Origin of the sequence: Streptomyces otsuchiensis, assembly GCF_004305975.1 — a bacterium.
Taxonomy (GTDB): Bacteria; Actinomycetota; Actinomycetes; order Streptomycetales; family Streptomycetaceae; genus Streptomyces; species Streptomyces otsuchiensis.
Map to the genome: position 1 here is coordinate 14,919 of NZ_BHZI01000024.1, position 17,221 is coordinate 32,139.

At 73.8% G+C, this 17,221-nt stretch carries 13 protein-coding genes; 9 read left to right on the top strand and 4 right to left on the bottom strand.

What is annotated here, in order from left to right; genetic code table 11:
- The first annotated feature begins 54 nt into the window (after window positions 1-54).
- From polA to E0D90_RS04365, 5 genes are all read left to right on the top strand, one after another.
- On the top strand, window positions 55-2,784 hold the full coding sequence (gene polA, locus E0D90_RS04345) for a DNA polymerase I (protein ID WP_130796656.1): 2,730 nt from the start codon (window positions 55-57) through the stop codon (window positions 2,782-2,784).
- Between the two features lie 414 nt (window positions 2,785-3,198).
- Window positions 3,199-4,725: a 30S ribosomal protein S1 gene (rpsA, locus tag E0D90_RS04350; protein WP_103503741.1), complete on the top strand. Its 1,527-nt coding sequence runs from the start codon at window positions 3,199-3,201 to the stop codon at window positions 4,723-4,725.
- A 533-nt stretch (window positions 4,726-5,258) separates the two neighbouring features.
- Complete coding sequence (locus tag E0D90_RS04355; protein ID WP_103503757.1) at window positions 5,259-6,209, top strand: PAC2 family protein; 951 nt, start codon at window positions 5,259-5,261, stop codon at window positions 6,207-6,209.
- Between the two features lie 139 nt (window positions 6,210-6,348).
- Window positions 6,349-6,957 (top strand): dephospho-CoA kinase, encoded by a 609-nt coding sequence (coaE, locus tag E0D90_RS04360; protein WP_130796657.1) that lies wholly within the window; start codon window positions 6,349-6,351, stop codon window positions 6,955-6,957.
- 106 nt (window positions 6,958-7,063) lie between these two features.
- Window positions 7,064-9,157: an AAA family ATPase gene (locus tag E0D90_RS04365; protein ID WP_130796658.1), complete on the top strand. Its 2,094-nt coding sequence runs from the start codon at window positions 7,064-7,066 to the stop codon at window positions 9,155-9,157.
- 114 nt (window positions 9,158-9,271) lie between these two features.
- Here the strand turns inward: E0D90_RS04365 and E0D90_RS04370 are convergent, their stop codons facing one another.
- Window positions 9,272-11,011: a translation initiation factor 2 gene (locus E0D90_RS04370; RefSeq protein WP_130796659.1), complete on the bottom strand. Its 1,740-nt coding sequence runs from the start codon at window positions 11,009-11,011 to the stop codon at window positions 9,272-9,274.
- Between the two features lie 116 nt (window positions 11,012-11,127).
- Entirely contained in the window at window positions 11,128-11,493 is a 366-nt protein-coding gene (locus E0D90_RS04375) for an Mpo1-like protein (RefSeq protein ID WP_103503745.1), read from the bottom strand.
- 157 nt (window positions 11,494-11,650) lie between these two features.
- Between E0D90_RS04375 and E0D90_RS04380 the strand changes: the two genes are divergently transcribed.
- Together E0D90_RS04380 and E0D90_RS04385 are read left to right on the top strand one after the other, a co-directional pair.
- Window positions 11,651-12,979: a VWA domain-containing protein gene (locus tag E0D90_RS04380; RefSeq protein ID WP_103503746.1), complete on the top strand. Its 1,329-nt coding sequence runs from the start codon at window positions 11,651-11,653 to the stop codon at window positions 12,977-12,979.
- Window positions 12,976-13,884 carry a hypothetical protein gene (locus E0D90_RS04385; RefSeq protein WP_307721124.1) on the top strand — a complete coding sequence of 303 codons (909 nt, stop codon included), beginning with the start codon at window positions 12,976-12,978 and terminating at the stop codon, window positions 13,882-13,884. Before E0D90_RS04380 ends, E0D90_RS04385 begins: the two co-directional genes overlap by 4 nt.
- Window positions 13,885-14,057: 173 nt before the next feature.
- On the opposite strand, the gene dnaN is transcribed toward E0D90_RS04385, so the two are convergent.
- Window positions 14,058-15,362, bottom strand: coding sequence for a DNA polymerase III subunit beta (gene dnaN, locus E0D90_RS04390; RefSeq protein ID WP_130796661.1), 1,305 nt, complete (start codon window positions 15,360-15,362; stop codon window positions 14,058-14,060).
- 51 nt (window positions 15,363-15,413) lie between these two features.
- On the opposite strand from dnaN, the gene E0D90_RS04395 reads away from it, so the two are divergent.
- On the top strand, window positions 15,414-16,259 hold the full coding sequence (locus E0D90_RS04395; RefSeq protein WP_130796662.1) for an MHYT domain-containing protein: 846 nt from the start codon (window positions 15,414-15,416) through the stop codon (window positions 16,257-16,259).
- A gap of 5 nt (window positions 16,260-16,264) precedes the next feature.
- Window positions 16,265-16,732 carry a type II toxin-antitoxin system PemK/MazF family toxin gene (locus tag E0D90_RS04400; RefSeq protein ID WP_227869978.1) on the top strand — a complete coding sequence of 156 codons (468 nt, stop codon included), beginning with the start codon at window positions 16,265-16,267 and terminating at the stop codon, window positions 16,730-16,732.
- Window positions 16,733-16,813: 81 nt separating this feature from the next.
- Here the strand turns inward: E0D90_RS04400 and E0D90_RS04405 are convergent.
- On the bottom strand, window positions 16,814-17,221 hold a 408-nt coding region (locus tag E0D90_RS04405), incomplete at its 5' end, for a hypothetical protein (RefSeq protein ID WP_438827368.1).

Here is a 17,221-nt window from a genome sequence, read left to right on the forward strand (position 1 = left end):
GCGGCTCCTCCGGCCGGGGCGCGGCGGCGGGCACTGTCGGTGGAGCGTGGGAGGATGCGGGGCGTGGCTGAGAACACGGCGAAGACCGCAGAGAAGAAGACCGAGACCGCCCGACGCCTGATGCTGCTGGACGGCCATTCGCTGGCCTACCGGGCGTTCTTCGCGCTGCCGGCGGAGAACTTCACCACCGCCGTGGGTCAGCCCACCAACGCCATCTACGGCTTCACCTCCATGCTGGCCAACACCGTGCGTGACGAGGCGCCGACCCACCTCGCCGTCGCGTTCGACGTCTCCCGCAAGACCTGGCGTTCCGAGCGGTTCCCGGAGTACAAGGCGACCCGCTCCGCCACCCCGGACGCCTTCCGCGGCCAGGTGGAGCTGATCGGTGAGCTGCTGGACGCCATGGCGGTACGGCGGTTCGCCGTCGACGGCTTCGAGGCCGACGACGTCATCGCCACCCTCGCCACCCAGGCCGCGGCCGACGGCTTCGAGGTGCTGATCGTCACCGGCGACCGCGACAACTTCCAGCTGGTGACCGAGAACGTCACCGTCCTCTACCCCACCAAGGGCGTGTCCGAGCTGACCCGGTTCACCCCGGGGAAGATCGAGGAGAAGTACGGTCTGCGTCCGGACCAGTACCCGGACTTCGCGGCCCTGCGCGGCGACCCCTCGGACAACCTCCCCGGTATCCCGGGGGTGGGAGAGAAGACGGCGACCAAGTGGATCAGCCAGTTCGGCTCGCTCGCCGAGCTGCTGGAGCGGGCCGACGAGGTCAAGGGCAAGGCCGGCCAGAACCTCCGGGACCACCTGGAGTCGGTGCGGCTCAACCGTGAGCTGACCGAGATGGTCCGGGACGTCGAGCTGCCCGCCGGCCCCGCCGAGCTGGAGCGCGCCGCCTACGACCGGGACGCGGTCACCGTGATGCTGGACTCCCTGGAGTTCCGCAACCAGAACCTCCGCGAGCGGCTGTTCGCCATGGACCCGTCCGGTGTGGCCGAGGAGGCCGCCGCCCCCGCCGACGGTGTCGAGGTCGACGGCTCGGTCCTGGCCACCGGCGGGCTCGCCCCCTGGCTGGACGAGCACGCCGACGTCCCGCTGGGGCTCGCCACCGTCGACACCTGGGCGCTGGGCACCGGCTCGGTGCACGCCGTCGCCCTGGCCACCGCCGACGGGCCCGCGGCCTGGTTCGACCCCGCCGAACTGGACGAGGCGGACGACCGGGCCTTCGCCGCCTGGATCGCCGACGCCGCCCGGCCGAAGGTCGTGCACGGCGCCAAGCAGACGCAGCGGGTCTTCGCCGACCACGGCTGGGGAGTCGCCGGCGTCACCATGGACACCGCCCTGGCCGCCTACCTGGTGCAGCCCGGTCGCCGCTCCTTCGCGCTGGACGGCCTGAGCGTGGAGTTCCTCGCCCGCGAGCTGGCCCCCGCCGCCACCGCCGACGGGCAGCTGGCCTTCGGCGCCGACGACGCGGCCGAGGCCACCGCCCTGATGCAGCAGGCCCGTACCGTCCTCGATCTGGGCACCGCGCTGGAACACCGGCTGCGCGACGTCGGCGCGCTGGAGCTGCTGCACGACATCGAGCTGCCCACCTCCGAACTGCTCGCCCGGATGGAGCGCTCCGGCATCGCCGCCGACCGCGGCTGGTTCACCGGGCTGGAGCAGCGGTTCGCCGCCGCCGTCCAGGAGTCGGTCGAGGCGGCGCACGCCTCCGTCGGCCACGAGTTCAACCTCGGCTCTCCGAAGCAGCTCCAGGAGGTGCTCTTCGGCGAGCTGAACCTCCCCAAGACCAAGAAGACCAAGACCGGCTACACCACGGACGCCGACGCCCTGGCCTGGCTGGCGACCCAGACCGACCACGAGCTGCCGGTGCTGATGCTGCGCCACCGCGAGCAGGCCAGGCTCCGCACCACGGTCGAGGGGCTGATCAAGACGGTCGCCCCCGACGGCCGCATCCACACCAGCTTCAGCCAGACCGTGGCGGCCACCGGCCGTCTCTCCTCGACCGACCCCAACCTCCAGAACGTCCCGATCCGCACCGACGAGGGCCGTGCCATCCGCCGCGGCTTCGTGGTGGGGGAGGGGTACGAGGCGCTGCTCACCGCCGACTACAGCCAGATCGAGCTGCGGGTGATGGCCCACCTCTCCGAGGACGAGGGTCTGCTGGAGGCGTTCACCTCCGGCGAGGACCTCCACGACACCGTCGCGTCCCAGGTCTTCGGCGTCCCGCGCGAGCAGGTCGACCCGGAGATGCGGCGCAAGATCAAGGCGATGAGCTACGGGCTGGCCTACGGCCTGTCCGCGTTCGGCCTCTCCCAGCAGCTCTCCGTGAGCCCCGAGGAGGCGCGGAGGCTGATGGACACCTACTTCGAGCGGTTCGGCGGCGTCCGCGACTACCTGCACCGGGTGGTGCAGGAGGCGACCGGCGTCGGCTACACCCAGACCCTCCTCGGCCGCCGCCGCTATCTCCCGGACCTCACCAGCTCCAACCGCCAGCGTCGTGAGATGGCGGAGCGGATGGCACTCAACGCGCCCATCCAGGGCACGGCGGCCGACATCGTGAAGATCGCCATGCTGCGGGTCGACGCCGCGCTGAGCGCGGAGAAGCTCAGCTCGCGGCTGCTGCTCCAGGTGCACGACGAGATCGTGCTGGAACTGGCGCCGGGCGAGCGTGAGGCGGTGGAGACCCTGGTCCGCCGGGAGATGGCGGGCGCGGTGGAGCTCCGGGCACCGCTCGACGTCTCGGTGGGGGTCGGCGACACCTGGGAGACGGCCGCGCACTGACGGGCCGAACGCGTGGGCGCCCGGTCCGGGTGCCCACGCCGGCCGTCGTCCGGCGATACGGGTGTGCGGGACGTCGACCGGAGGTGCCGGACGTCACTCCTGAGGGGCTGTTGGTGTCCGAAGGGGCCGTAATTGCGTCGTTTGCTGCGCTCGTGCGGCGAAGCGCGCATTGACCGGGGTCCGATGCGCCCGTATGCTATAAGACGCGCTGCGGGCTTGCGTGCCTCAGACGGAGCAGGCCGCGCTCGCATCTGTTGTATGTCCCTCGGTTGTCGAGGTGCTTCCTGGGTCTTCCGGTTCCGCCGGAGACCCGTCGGGGAGCGCTTCTTGGGCTGTCTGGCTTCGGCGGTGCGAAAAGGGCCCACGGCGTGGTAGTGCCTACGATTCTTTGTCCGTACCGGAGCCCTTTACCACATGACGAGCAGCACCGAGAGCACCGTGACCACCCCGCAGGTTGCGGTAAACGACATCGGTTCCGAGGAAGACTTCCTCGCCGCGATCGACGAGACGATCAAGTACTTCAACGACGGCGACATCGTCGACGGCGTCATCGTGAAGGTCGACCGGGACGAGGTCCTGCTCGACATCGGTTACAAGACCGAGGGCGTCATCCCTTCCCGCGAGCTGTCGATCAAGCACGACGTCGACCCCAACGAGGTCGTCGCCGTCGGTGACGAGATCGAAGCCCTTGTCCTCCAGAAGGAAGACAAGGAAGGCCGCCTGATCCTCTCGAAGAAGCGCGCCCAGTACGAGCGCGCCTGGGGAACCATCGAGAAGATCAAGGAAGAGGACGGCATCGTCACCGGTACCGTCATCGAGGTCGTCAAGGGTGGTCTCATCCTCGACATCGGCCTCCGCGGCTTCCTCCCGGCCTCCCTGGTCGAGATGCGCCGCGTGCGCGACCTCCAGCCCTATGTGGGCAAGGAGCTCGAGGCCAAGATCATCGAGCTGGACAAGAACCGCAACAACGTGGTCCTGTCCCGCCGTGCCTGGCTGGAGCAGACCCAGAGCGAGGTCCGTCAGACCTTCCTCACCACCCTCCAGAAGGGTCAGGTGCGCTCCGGCGTCGTCTCCTCCATCGTCAACTTCGGTGCCTTCGTGGACCTGGGTGGCGTGGACGGTCTGGTGCACGTCTCCGAGCTGTCCTGGAAGCACATCGACCACCCCTCCGAGGTCGTCGAGGTCGGCCAGGAGGTCACGGTCGAGGTCCTGGACGTCGACATGGACCGCGAGCGCGTCTCCCTGTCGCTCAAGGCGACCCAGGAAGACCCGTGGCAGCAGTTCGCCCGGACCCACCAGATCGGGCAGGTCGTGCCCGGCAAGGTCACCAAGCTGGTGCCGTTCGGTGCGTTCGTCCGTGTGGACGAGGGCATCGAGGGTCTGGTCCACATCTCCGAGCTGGCCGAGCGCCACGTGGAGATCCCGGAGCAGGTCGTCCAGGTCAACGACGAGATCTTCGTCAAGGTCATCGACATCGACCTGGAGCGTCGCCGGATCAGCCTCTCGCTGAAGCAGGCGAACGAGAACTTCGGCGCCGACCCGATGGCCGTCGACTTCGACCCGACCCTGTACGGCATGGCGGCGTCCTACGACGACCAGGGCAACTACATCTACCCCGAGGGCTTCGACCCCGAGGCCAACGACTGGCTCGAGGGGTACGACAAGCAGCGCGAGGAGTGGGAGCGCCAGTACGCCGAGGCGCAGGTCCGCTTCGAGCAGCACCAGGCGCAGGTCATCAAGTCCCGCGAGGCGGACGCCCAGGCCGAGGCCGAGGGTGCTTCCACCGGCGGCGGCAGCGCCCCGGCCGGCGGTTCGTCCGGCGGCGGTGCGTCCTCCGGCGGCGGCTCGTACTCCTCCGCGTCCAGCGAGGACTCGGGCGCGCTGGCTTCGGACGAGGCCCTGGCCGCGCTCCGTGAGAAGCTGGCCGGCGGCCAGAGCTGATCACCGGCTGCCTTCGGGCAGACGTGCACTGAGCGGCACATCGGCCCCCGCGACCATCAGGTCGCGGGGGCCGACGCGTTTCCGCGCCCGGCCCGGGGTACCCGGCCGGGCGCGGCGCGCGCTCCAGCCGCTACTCTCTGGCGTGCCCGGGAATGCGATCACCCCGATCGGCGTTGCCCGGACACAGAACGAAGTGGAAGGGGTGCGGCGCGGTGCGCGATCCGCAGGAGATGTACGCGTGGGATCCCGAGGGCCTGCGGCAGGCCGAGGCGGCCGCGTCCGGTCCGGATGCCGCCGGGCTCGTCATGATCTACCACTTCAACGGCTTCATCGACGCCGGTGAGGCGGGGGCGGCGCTCGTCGAGCAGCTGCTCGACGCCGACGGCGACGCCGCGCACGCCGACAGCGGTGAGGGACTCGCCCCCGACCTCGACACCGCGCCCGCCGAAGCGGCCGGGACCGGGAGCGACCAGGACTCCGGGGACGTGCCCGCCGCAGCTTCGGCGGCGCCTCCGATCTCCCCGGTCACGCCCGTGCCCCTCTCGCCGGACGGCGACCCGGAGGGAGCGCTCCAGCACGACGCCGGTGCCACCGCCGGGGACGACGACAGCGACGCCGGGGACGACAGCGACGCGGCGGAGGTGCCCGAGGACGACCGGGCCACGGGCGGAGCCGGCGCGGAACGGCCCGGTATCGTCGTCGCCCGCTTCGACCACGACCGCCTGGTCGACTACCGCGCCCGCCGGCCCGCCATGACCTTCCGGCGTGACCGCTGGGAGAGCTACGAGACGCCCCGGCTGGAGCTGCGGCTGCTCACGGACGCCACCGGCCAGCCCTACCTGCTGCTGAGCGGTCCCGAGCCCGATGTCGAGTGGGAGAGCTTCACCGCCGCGGTGGAGCAGATCACCCGCCGGCTGAGCGTGCGGCTGGCGCTGACCTTCCACGGCATCCCGATGGGGGTTCCGCACACCCGGCCGGTGGGCCTGACCCCGCACGGCAACCGCGTCGACCTGGTGCCGGCGCAGCCCGGGCTCTTCGCCGAGGCGCAGGTCCCCGGCAGTGCGGCGGCCCTCACCGAGCTGCGGCTGACCGAAGCGGGCCACGACGCGCTGGGCCTTGCGGCCCATGTGCCGCACTACCTGGCCCGTTCCAGGTACCCCGACGCGCCGCTGATCATCCTGGAGACGATCACCGCCGCCACCGGTCTGGTGCTGCCGCGTGCCGCGCACGCGCTGCGGTCGGCGGCCGCTGCCACCCAGGACGAGATCGAGCGGGAGATCGCCCAGGGCGACGCGGAACTGGTGGCGGTCGTCCGTGGGCTGGAGCAGCAGTACGACGCGATGGCGGGCGCCGAGACCCGGCGCAGCCTGATGGCCGAGCCGGCCGAACTGCCCTCCGCCGAGGAACTGGGTGCGGTCTTCGAGCGGTTCCTCGCCGAGCGTGACGACCACGGCGACGATTCCGGCGACCCGCCCGGCCGCTGACCAGAGGTGCGTCCGCCCGGACGCGCCCATCCCACCGCTGCCCGTACGGGCGCACCTCGGCGCCCCCGGCCCATCACGGCCGGGGGCGCCGTGTGCTGTGGCACCGTGTGCGCGTCGCGCTGGGGGGTAGCCTGCCCGGATGCTGACTGTGGGACTGACCGGAGGAATCGGCGCGGGCAAGAGCACCGTGGTGCGGCTGCTCGCCGAGCACGGTGCGGTGGTGATCGACGCCGACGTGGTGGCGCGCGAGGTGGTGGCCCCCGGAACTTCCGGACTGGCCGCCGTGGTGGCCGAGTTCGGCCCCGCCGTCACCAGGCCGGACGGCGCGCTGGACCGGGAACGGCTCGGTTCCGTGGTCTTCGCGGACCCGGAGCGGCTGGCCGCGCTGAACGCCATCGTCCACCCGCTGGTCGCCGAACGCTCCGCCCTGCTCCAGGCCGAGGCGGCCCCGGACGCGATCGTGGTCCACGACGTGCCGCTGCTCACCGAGAACGCGCTGGGCGATCGGTACGACCTGGTGGTCGTGGTGGACGCGCCCCCCGCTCTCCAGCTCGACCGGCTGGTGCGGCAGCGCGGGATGCGGGAGGAGGACGCCCGCGCCCGGATGGCCGCCCAGGCCGACCGGGAGCAGCGTCTGGCCATCGCCGACCTCGTGGTGGAGAACGACGGAACGCCGGAGGAGCTGCGTCCCCGGGTCGACGCGCTGTGGGGGCGGCTGACGGAACGGGCGGGCAGAGCGCCGCGGTGACCGGAGGCCGGCAGCGGGCGGACGGCCCGCCCGGCACCGGCCCCGCCGCGCGCCGGCCCGAGAGGAAACTCCCCCTCAGGACCCCGGCAGGACCTAGAGTTGCCCCGTGGCGGACGAGACACGGAACAGCGTCAGCGGGGACGCCCACCTCGGGGCGCTCATCCAGGCAGGCAGCGTCGGCGACGTGCACTACCACTTCGGCGGCGACCCCGCAGCCGGAGGCCCGGCGGGTCTCCCGCTCGGCGCCCCGCGCCAGTTGCCCGCCCAGGACCCGCACTTCGAGAACCGTGACGCCGAGATCGCCCTGGTCGCCGAAGCGGCCGGCCGCGCCCGCGAGGGCGCGCGGCCCCTGGTGGTGGTCGTCAGCGGCGTCGCCGGAATCGGCAAGACCGCGCTGGCCGAGGAGCTGGCGCACCGGCTCAGCCCGCACTACCCGGACGGGCAGCTTCGGCAGGACCTCGCCGAACGACGCTCCCCGGACGGCACGCTGGACTTCTCCGACCTCCTCGACACACTGCTTCACGCGCTTCGGCTGCCCCCGGGCCTGCGAGGCCGGGACCACCGGGTGCGGCTGGACACATACCGCACCCACACCTCCGGCCGACGGCTGCTGCTGATCCTGGACGGCGTCGCCCGCGCGGACGAGGCGGAGCAGCTGCTGCCCGCCTCACCCCACGCGCTGGTCATCGTCACCAGCGCGCACCGGCAGCCGGCGCTGGTGCGGGCCGGGGCGGTGGAGATCGCTCTGGGCCCGCTGGACGACGCGCACTCCACCACACTGCTCGGCCGCTACCTCGACGAGCGGCGTTCCGGGGCGGAGTCGGACGCCGTCGCCGAACTGATCCGCTTCTGCTCCGGGCTGCCGTTGGCGCTGCGCGTCACCGGAGAGCGCCTCGCCGAACGCGAGCTGTCCACCGTCGCCCGGTCCGTGGCGGAGCTGCACCGGGAGGGCCTGCCCGTGGTCGAGGCGGTCTGGGACGCCGAGTACCGGCGACTGCCGGAGGAGGCGGCCGAACTCTACCGGCTGCTGCCCGCGCACCCGGGCGGGCCCTATCTGTGCGCGGAGGCGGCGGTCGCGCTGCTGGGGCGCGGGGAGCACGCGGCACAGGACGCGCTGGCGGCGCTGCTCCGGGCCGGACTGCTGGAACGGGGCCCGGCCGACGGGCGGTTCCGGCTGGCCGAACTGCCGCGTCGCCACGCCGAACGGTGTGCCCGCCTCGCCGGGGACCCCGAGGCGCTGGTCCGGGCGGAGCGGCGCGTGGTCCGCTGGTACCGGCGGCAGGCCGAGCGCTCGGACCGGCTGCGTGGCGCACGGATGCGGATCGCGGAGCAGGCCCCGGGCAACGGTGGTGACGGAGCGCCCGACGTGGCGTTCGCCGATGTCGCCGAGGCCCGGCACTGGGCGCAGCGGGAGCGGCACGCCCTCTACTCGGCGGTCACGACGGCGCTGCGCGCCGGTGCGGACGCCGACGGCTGGGCGCTGGCGGAGGCGCTGTGGCCCCATTTCATGGACCATCGGCCGCATGTCACCGCGATCGAGGCGTTCGAGGCGGGGGTCGCCTGCGCCACCCGGGACGAGCGGCCCCGGGCGGTGGTCCGGCTGCGTTGCCAGCTGGCGCGGGCCCTGTGGGAGACGGGGGAGTTCCGGCGGGCGACCGACGCGCTGGGGCCGGCGGCGAGCGGCGCCGCGGCGCTGGGCGACGACAAGCTGCTGGCGTCGGTGACGGAGTTCGAGGGCGGACTGCTGCTGGCCCGGGGCGACGCGGACGGTGCCGCCTCCCGGTTCGCCGCGTCCCTGCAGATCCACCGCGCGATCGGCAACGAGTACGGCGTGCTGCTCCAGACGCATCTGCTGGCCCGCGCGGAGCTGGCGCGCCGGCAGCCGCGGACGGCGCTGACGCTGCTGCTGGAGGCACACGGCCTGGCGGGGGAGCAGGGCCGGTCCCGGATGGTCGGCCGCACGGCACAGGAGCTGGGCGCCGTGCACCGTGCGCTCGGCGACCGGGCGGAGGCGGGTCGCTGGCACCGGGCCGCGCTCGCCGTCGCGGAGGAGCGAGGCGCCGTCCATGACCGTACCGGGGCTCACCTCGCGCTGGCGGAGCTGGCGGAGGAGTCGGGCGATGTGACAGCTGCCGCCGAACACCGCGCGGTGGCGCGGGAGTTGCTGGCCGAGGCGGCGCGCGGGATGGAGCCGGCCTGAGGGTCGGCGTCCGGTGGCGGTGGCGGTGGCGGTGGCGGTGGCGGTGGCGGTGGCCGGGGACGCCGGGCGGTGAGGTCGGCCTCCACCCGGCGGCCGGTCCCGTCCGCGTCCCCGTCAGGGCGGGCCGACCGGCAGCGCCACCTCCAGGGCGGTCGCCGCCGTCAGCGTGACCGTGGCTTCCCGGCCCGCGACGACGCAGGTGAGCCGCCCGGGTCGCGGCGCCCCGGGGTGGGCGTCGAGCCACCCGTGCACCGCGCTCAGCACGGCCACCGGATCGTGCCGGACCAGCGGCGCGCCCGTCTGCTGCGGTGCCGACAGCTCGGCGCGCAACGCCACGGCCGGTTCGCCGGAACGCCACAACAGGCAGCGGTCCTCGGCCACCACCAGTCCGACGCCCCGGCAGACCGGGTACCGGTCCAGCCGTTCACGCGCCCAGTCCTCCGCGCGCCACACCTCGTCCGGGCCCAGCGGTGTGCCCAAGGTGGCCGCGGGGACATCGCCTCGGCGGTGCAGCAGGGCCGCGTTCTGCAACAGGCGGGCGGCGGCCAGATCGGAGTCGGCGGCCAGGAAGTCGCCCGGGTCCCCACCCGGCGGCCGTCGCACCACCCGCACCAGGTCGCCCTCGCTCACCGTCCACACCTCGGTGGCGTGCGGGCCGGTACCACGGACGGCGGGCACGGGGAAGGGCGTCGCATCGGTGGTCGGGTCGGCTTCCGGCGGTGCGATCCCGAGGAGCCCGTACAGCCGCGCCCTCAGCCGGGGCAGTGCCTCGCCGCGGGCGGCGAAGGCGGCGGCCACCGCGCGGCCAGTGGCCTGGCAGGGGCCGTCGGTGCGGGCCGCGTCGAGCTGCGCCGCGTAAGGGGCGTGGTGGTCCAGTCGCGGCGCGTCCGCGAGCAGGGTGGCCAGCGGGGAGCCCGGCAGTAGTTCCGCACCGCCCTCGTAGCCGTTGATCACCGGGACGCCCTGGGCGACGGCGTACAGCGCGGTGGACCCGTGGTCGGAGACCACCACGTCGGCGGCGAGCAGCACCGCCGCCCACTCCTCGTAGGGTTCGGGCCGCAACAGTCCGGCGTGCAGGGCTGGTTCGAGTTCGCGCCGGAGGCCGGTCCGGCCGCGACGGCTGTAGACGTTGGGATGCAGCACCAGGGCGACCTGGTAGCCGTCCAGTGGCAGCTCGCGCACCAGGCGCAGCGGCAAGCCCGGACGTCGGGCGAGGAGCGACTCCGGGCCCCAGGTGGAGGTGAGCACCACCAGCCGCCGGGCGCCGGTGCCCAGCGCGGACCGGTACCGGGCGCGGCGGGGACGCGACTGGTCCATGCGGTCCAGCGTGGGGTCGCCGACCACGGCCGAGAGCCCGGGGGGGCGCGGGCGCTGACCGGGGTGGGCGACCGCGTGCAGCGTCACCAGCGGGCGGCCGTCGTCGCGCCGCGGCCGCGTGGCGGAGGAAGTGATCGGCAGATCGTCGGCGCCGCGCTTGTTGTGTCCGGCACCGTGGGGGAGGAGCACCAGCGGCGCCGTGAGCCGGTCCAGCTCCCCGTTGGGGCTGGCGGCCAGCACCAGGCGCCAGCCGGCGTCGGTGGTGGCCTCCTCCCAGGGGATCTGTTCCGCCCCGGCGCTGCCGAGCGCGGCCAGCGCGCCGACGAAGAATTCGGAGCCGGGGACGAGGGTGAACCGGATGTCGACCCGGTGGTCGCCGGAGAAGGCGCGCAACGCGTCGAGCAGGCGGTGCAGCGGGGTCGCCGAGCGGACCGCGACCAGCACCCGCAGCGGGGTCGTCGGCCGCGGTGGTCCCGGCGCGGTCGCGGACGCCCGGCCCGTCTCGCGGGCGTGGCCCGCCGCCGTCTCGTCGTCCATTCCGCTCGCCCCGTCGGACCCTCGTGGCGGCCGCTCCCGGGCAGGGGCGGGACACCACCGTGCGCGCAGAGCGTACCGTCCGTTGGCCCTCCCCGCCCGGAGCCGGGCCGGTGCCGTCAGCGGCGCGGGGCGTCCTCGGGGTGGTCGGCGAGCCAGGTGCGGGCGGTGGCGGAGAGCTCCGCGTCCCGGCCGGCGAGCATCATGGAGATCATCTGCGCGTCGCCGCGCAGCGACCAGGCCGGGTGGCCGAAGGTCGCGGGATTGTTGCCCTCGATCAGGAAGTGGGCCGGCCAGGCCGTCCCGTAGCCGATCAGCGGCAGCGCCGCCAGCAGCCGGCGCCGGCCGCTGAGCGCGCCGTAGGCCGAGACCGCCAGGCCGGTCAGCGTGCCGGCCAGGTGCACCCAGCGGGTCGCGGACTTGGAGTGCATGGCGACGTAGTAGGGCCAGAACTCCTCGTAGGACGTGAACGTGTGCGACGACATGCGGCTCACGCTAGTGGCACCTGTTCCCGCTGTCACGGGCTTCGGCGGCACCGCCACAGGGGCGGGCCGGTGCCGCCGCCACCAGGCGACGTATCGTCAATTCCACTGCGCACGACTCGGTTTGGTGCCCGAGGGCGCTGCTCGTAGTATCCGCCAAATGATCATAGGAAGACGGCTGGCGGCCACCCTGAGCGGTGTGTTCGCGGCCCTGATGCTGGGCGCGTCCGCGAGCCCCGTGGCCGCCGAGCCACGCGGCTCGCAGGACCCCCCGAAGGTACAGCTGGTCCTCGACGTCAGCGGCTCGATGAACGAGCGGGACATCGGCGGTCAGTCGCGCATGGACGCGGCCAAGCAGGCGTTCAACGAGGTGATCGACGGACTCCCGGAGACCGTCCACCTCGGCATCCGGACCCTCGGCGCCAACTACGCCGGCGAGGACCTGGAGGAGGGCTGCCTGGACAGCGAGCAGCTCTACCCCGTCGGCTGGGTCAACAAGGACGAGGCCAAGGCCGCCGTCGCCACCCTGAAGCCGACCGGCTTCACCCCGATCAGCCACGCGCTGCGCGAAGCCGTCGCCGACTTCGGCGGCGAGAGCGACAACACCCGCCGGATCGTGCTCATCACCGACGGCGAGGACACCTGCGGCCAGCCCGACCCCTGCGAGGTCGCCCGTGAACTCGCCTCCCAGGGCATCCGGCTGACGGTCGACACCCTCGGCCTCACCCCCGAGGACGCCAAGGTCCGGACCCAGCTCGGCTGCATCGCGGAGGCGACGGGCGGCACCTACACCGCGGTCCAGGACGCCGACCAGCTCGCCGACCGCCTCGCGCAACTGGTCGACCGCACCGTGGAGCTGGAGGTGGAGAGCCCGGCCGTCATCGAGGGCTCCACCGACGACTGCGCCGCCGCCCCGCTGCTGCGGGCCGGCGTCTACAGCGACCGCGAGGAGTTCGGCGAGCACCGCTTCTACCGGGTGCAGCTGGCGCCGGGCCGGGAGCTGCGCGCCTCCGTGAGCGTCGCCGCCGACCGGCCGATGGACCGCGACTACGGCGTGCTGCTGCGGCTCCTGGACGAGAGGGGCCAGGAACTGGTCCGCGGCAGCGAAGCCGGCCACGACCGCACCGACGTGATCTCCACCGGGCTGCGCTACCCCTGGGCCGAGCGGCCGGGCACCGCCGACGCCGGGCCGAACGGGACGGCGAGCCCGGGAGCGGGAGACGGCGACGCCGCCGACGACGACGCGGGATCGGGTGAGGAGAGCGTGCTGTGCCTGGAGGTCAGCAACTCCTACTCCGCGCCCGAGTCGGTCCAGAGCACCCCCGGCATGCCGGTGGAGCTGACCGTCGACCTGGTCGCCGCCGCCGACACCCCCTCCGACGTGGCCGCCTACGGCCTCGCCCGGGGCTGGGTACCCCTGCTGCTGCTGACCGTCACCGGGTTGGTCGCCGGACTGGTGTGGGGCGCGATCCGGAGGCTGACCGCATGAGAGCCATGGCACACGCACGACACCGCACGCGCGGCGCCGCGCGGCTGCTGACCGTGCTCGGGCTGTCGGGCGCGCTGCTCCTCGGCGGCGCCGCCGGCGCGGTCGCACAGGACGAGGACGACGCGACCGGCGACGCCGCCACGCCGACCGAGGCCGGCAGCGGTTTCCGCACCGCGGCCGTGCTCGGCGAGAGTGGCGAGGGCACCGCGCGTGCCACCGTCGGTGAGTTCCTGTACTGGGCGTTCCCGGTCGCGGCCGGGCACGACGCCACCGCGACCGCCACCGTCACCTTCGAGGACGACGGCGCCCGCTCCGGACCGACCGTCTGGCAGCTGGACCTCTACGACGGACTGCGTCGCCGGCAGGCGTGCGTCGGCGGTGACGCCACGGTCGAGGCCCCGGCCGCCGCCGGTGAGATCTCGCTCAGCTGCACGCTGCGCACGGTCCGTTCCTGGGCGGACCCATGGTCCACCGACCCGTTGCCCGGCGCCTACTACCTGCGGCTGACCGCCGTCTCGCTCCCGGAGGAGGACCTCGGGCTGCCGGTCTCCGTGGCCATCCGCGCCGAGACCGAGGACGCCGGTGGCGCCCACGCCTACGGCGGCGACCTCGGCGCGCCGCTGGTGCCCACGCCCCGCGCCGGTTCGCTGGACACCGGCGGTGGCGACGACGGGCAGGACGGGGAGGACGGCGACCCGGCGTCCGACCCGGAGACCGGTGACGACGGCGACGACGCCGCGCAGGACGAGCTCCGGTTCGCCGGTGTGGTCAGCGAGCCCGAGGGCGGCTGGAACGGCGGCTGGTGGTCGGACCGCTGGCTGTGGACGGCCGGCGGCGGGGTGCTCGGAGCCTTCGCCGCACTGGGCGGCTACGCGCTGGTGCGCCACCCACGGTCACGGGGCTGACCCCCGGGGCGGCCGGTGAACCCACCGGCCGCCCGTTCCGTGGGCGGCCGTTCCGTGTCGGCCGACGTGTCGGCCGACGTGACGGCCGGCCGGCACGACGGCAGCGCCCGCGAGATCCCGGCCGGTGCCCGGGCGGATATCCGCCCGGGCAGCGGCCGTTCGCGGTTCGCCGCTCAGGACCGCTTGTTGAGCATCACCAGGCACCGGTGGCCGGGATCGTGTGCCGCGTCCGGCGCCGACCGGCCCGTGAAGACCGCCGGCTGGGCCGGGCCGAGGTAACTCAGTTCCGTGTAGGGGTCGGTGATCGCGGAGAGCGCGTCCAGCACGTAGCGCCGGTCGGCGGACAGCCGGACGGCCGGGCCGTCCACCAGCGCCGGAACGCTCTCCCGTCCGCGTGCCTCCCCGCCGTCGCCCAGTTCCACCACCACCGCGTCGCCGGTGAGCGTCAGCCGCAGCGGGGCCGGTCCCTGGGCGACCAGAGAGACGCGCCGCACCGCCGCGAGCAGGGGACGCCGCTCGACCACCGCGCTGCCGGGGAAGGTGTCGGGAAACAGCGCCGCGTACTTGAGGAAGGTGCCGCTGAGCAGCCTGGTGGTGGCGGACCGGCTGCCGGAACGCAGCGCCAGCACGCCCGCGCCGGTGGAGGCGGTGCCGTCGGCGCCGGTCCGGGCCGCCAGGCTCAGTTCGCCATCACCCGCGGCGGACCGTGCCAGCGCCAGCAGGCTCTTCGCCGGTACCAGCGCCCGGATGCCGCGGTCCGGTCCCCGCGCGTCGCCGTTCCCCTCGTGCTCCGGGCGGGCCGGGTGCCAGGGGAGGTCGCGGACGGTCAGCCGGTAGCGGTCGGTGGCGACCAGCCGCAGCCGGTCGCCCTCGGTCTCCAGCCAGACGCCGGTGAGTACGGGCAGCGTGTCGTCCCGGCCGGCCGAGACCGCCACCTGTGCCACCGCACGGGCGAACCGGGCCGCGTCCACGGTGCCGGCGGCGGCGGGGACCCGGGGCGCGGCCGGGTAGGAATCCGGGGGAATCAGCGGCAGCGCGAACCGGACCGGCCCGCATTCCAGTGTCAACTCCCCGTCCGCGACCGCCAGTTGCACCTCGTGGGCCTCAGGGAGGGCGCGGGTGAGTTCGGCCAGGGCGCGCCCGGGCACCAGCGCCCGCCCGCCGTCGGCCCCGGCGGGCAGCGTCACGGTGCCGGCCGCCCAGGCGTCCTGGCCGGTGCCCGAGACGGTGAGGACGCCGTGCTCCGCGGTCAGCATCAGGCCCAGGTGCACCGGCACCGGCGAGCGGTCGGGGAGCGCGTGCGCCGCCCACGACACGGCGTCCGCCAATTCTGTTTGCCCCACTAGGAATCGCACCCGTACGCCCTTCCACTCAGCGACCGTTCCGGCACGCCTCGGATATCTGGCGCATCGTGTCGCATCGGACTGACAACGGAATGGTTTCCGCCTCTGTCCATGGCTTGATCTCACCCCTAACATCGGGTCCCCCGTCGTCGGTGGACGCGGGGTCGAATGCGCAAGGGGGGCGTCATGTACGCGGCAGAAGTACCCGTCGAGGATCTGACCTACGGTCTGGTCACCCTGGTTCTCGCCTTTCTGATGGCGGTCGTCGGCAGCGCGCTGGGGCTGCGCTGCACGGTCCGGGCGCTGACGCTGGACCGTGGCCGCCGGGCGGGATGGCTGGCGCTCGGTGCGATCTCGATCGGCACCGGAATCTTCACCATGCATTTCATCGCCATGATGGGCTTCACCGTCGCCACGCTGTCGATCACCTACGACCTCGCGATCACCTACGCCAGCCTCGGCGTGGCCATAGGGGTCGTCGGAATCGGCGTCTTCCTGGTCGGTTATGCGCCACGTGGGAACCTCACCCTCGCCACCGGCGGTCTGATCACCGGACTCGGTGTCGCCTGCATGCACTATCTCGGCATGGCGGGAATGCAGATGAGCGGAACCCTGCACTACGACCCGGTCGTCGTGGCGCTCTCCGTCGTCATCGCGGTGGTGGCGGCCACCGTCGCCCTGTGGTTCGCGATCTCCGTCCGCGGCTTCGCCGCCTCGCTCGGCGCCAGCGCGATCATGGGCGTCGCCGTCACCGGGATGCACTACACCGGGATGGCGGCGGTCTCCGTCCACTCCCACAGCGAGGTCGTCACCGGCGGGCACGCCCGGATCGAGATCCTGATGCCCGCCCTGGTCGTGCCACTGCTGCTGCTCGTCTTCGCGGGGCTCTTCGTCGGCCTCGACCCGATGACCACCCAGGACATCCACCAGCGGATCAATCCCGCCGACCGCGCCCCGGGCGGCGGCCCCGGGCCGTCGGACCGCTCCGGCACCACCCCGAGGGCGGCCGCGGGTCCGGGCGCCGTACGGTAACCCCCGTGACCCTGCGAAACGAAGATCACGAGTCCCGCTCCGACGCCTCCGGGCCCGGCCGGAACGGGCCCGAGGCCACCGTCGAGATCGACCCGAGGCTGGTCCGCGGCGCCCGCTGCGTCTACTCCCCGGAGCACGACGGCGAGCCCGACCCCGGCGAGATCGTGTGGACCTGGGTGCCCTACGAGGAGAACGACGGCCGGGGCAAGGACCGCCCCGTGCTGGTGGTCGCGCACGAGAACGGCCCCGGGCTGCTCGCCGTCCAGCTCACCAGCCGCCGCCGGGACGACGACCACGAGTGGGTGTCACTGGGCAGCGGGCCGTGGGACCGCCAGGGGCGCGAGTCCTGGGTGGACCTGGACCGGGTGCTGCGCATCCACCCCCGGGGCATGCGGCGCGAGGCGTGCGCACTGGACCGCGCCCGGTTCCAGGCCGTGGTGCACCGGCTGCAGCAGCGGTACGGCTGGTCCTGACCGCCTCACCCGGCGCACCCGGGCCGCGCCGGGGCACCGCCGCCGAGCAGGGCCGGACGGCCAGCGGGCGACGCGACCTCCTCAGCCCGCTGTCCGCGCCCGGTCCGACCGGCTGCCGAGCGTCAGCTCCACCTCGTCCCCGGACCGCTCGAAAGACCGCACGATCCAGGTCTGGCCGTCGATCCCGGTCCCCGCGGCGGTGGTACGCGCCGCCACGGTGAGCACCGCGTCGCCGCTGTCCGCGACGAGGAGCTCCGCCTCGGAGACCACCCCGTCGGAGAAGCGGAGATCGAGGCCGAGAGGGCGGGGAGCGGCGGCGAACCCCTGGGGGTCGGGCAGCTCCCGCACCCGGCAGCGGCTGCCGGGGAAGAGGTGGGTGTGCGCGCAGATGGCGGGGAACGTGTCGTCCCCGTCGGACCCGGAGGCGTGGAGGGGCATGGCGGTACTCCGGCGGTCGGCGGTCGGCGGTCGGCGTTCGGGGGGAGGGCG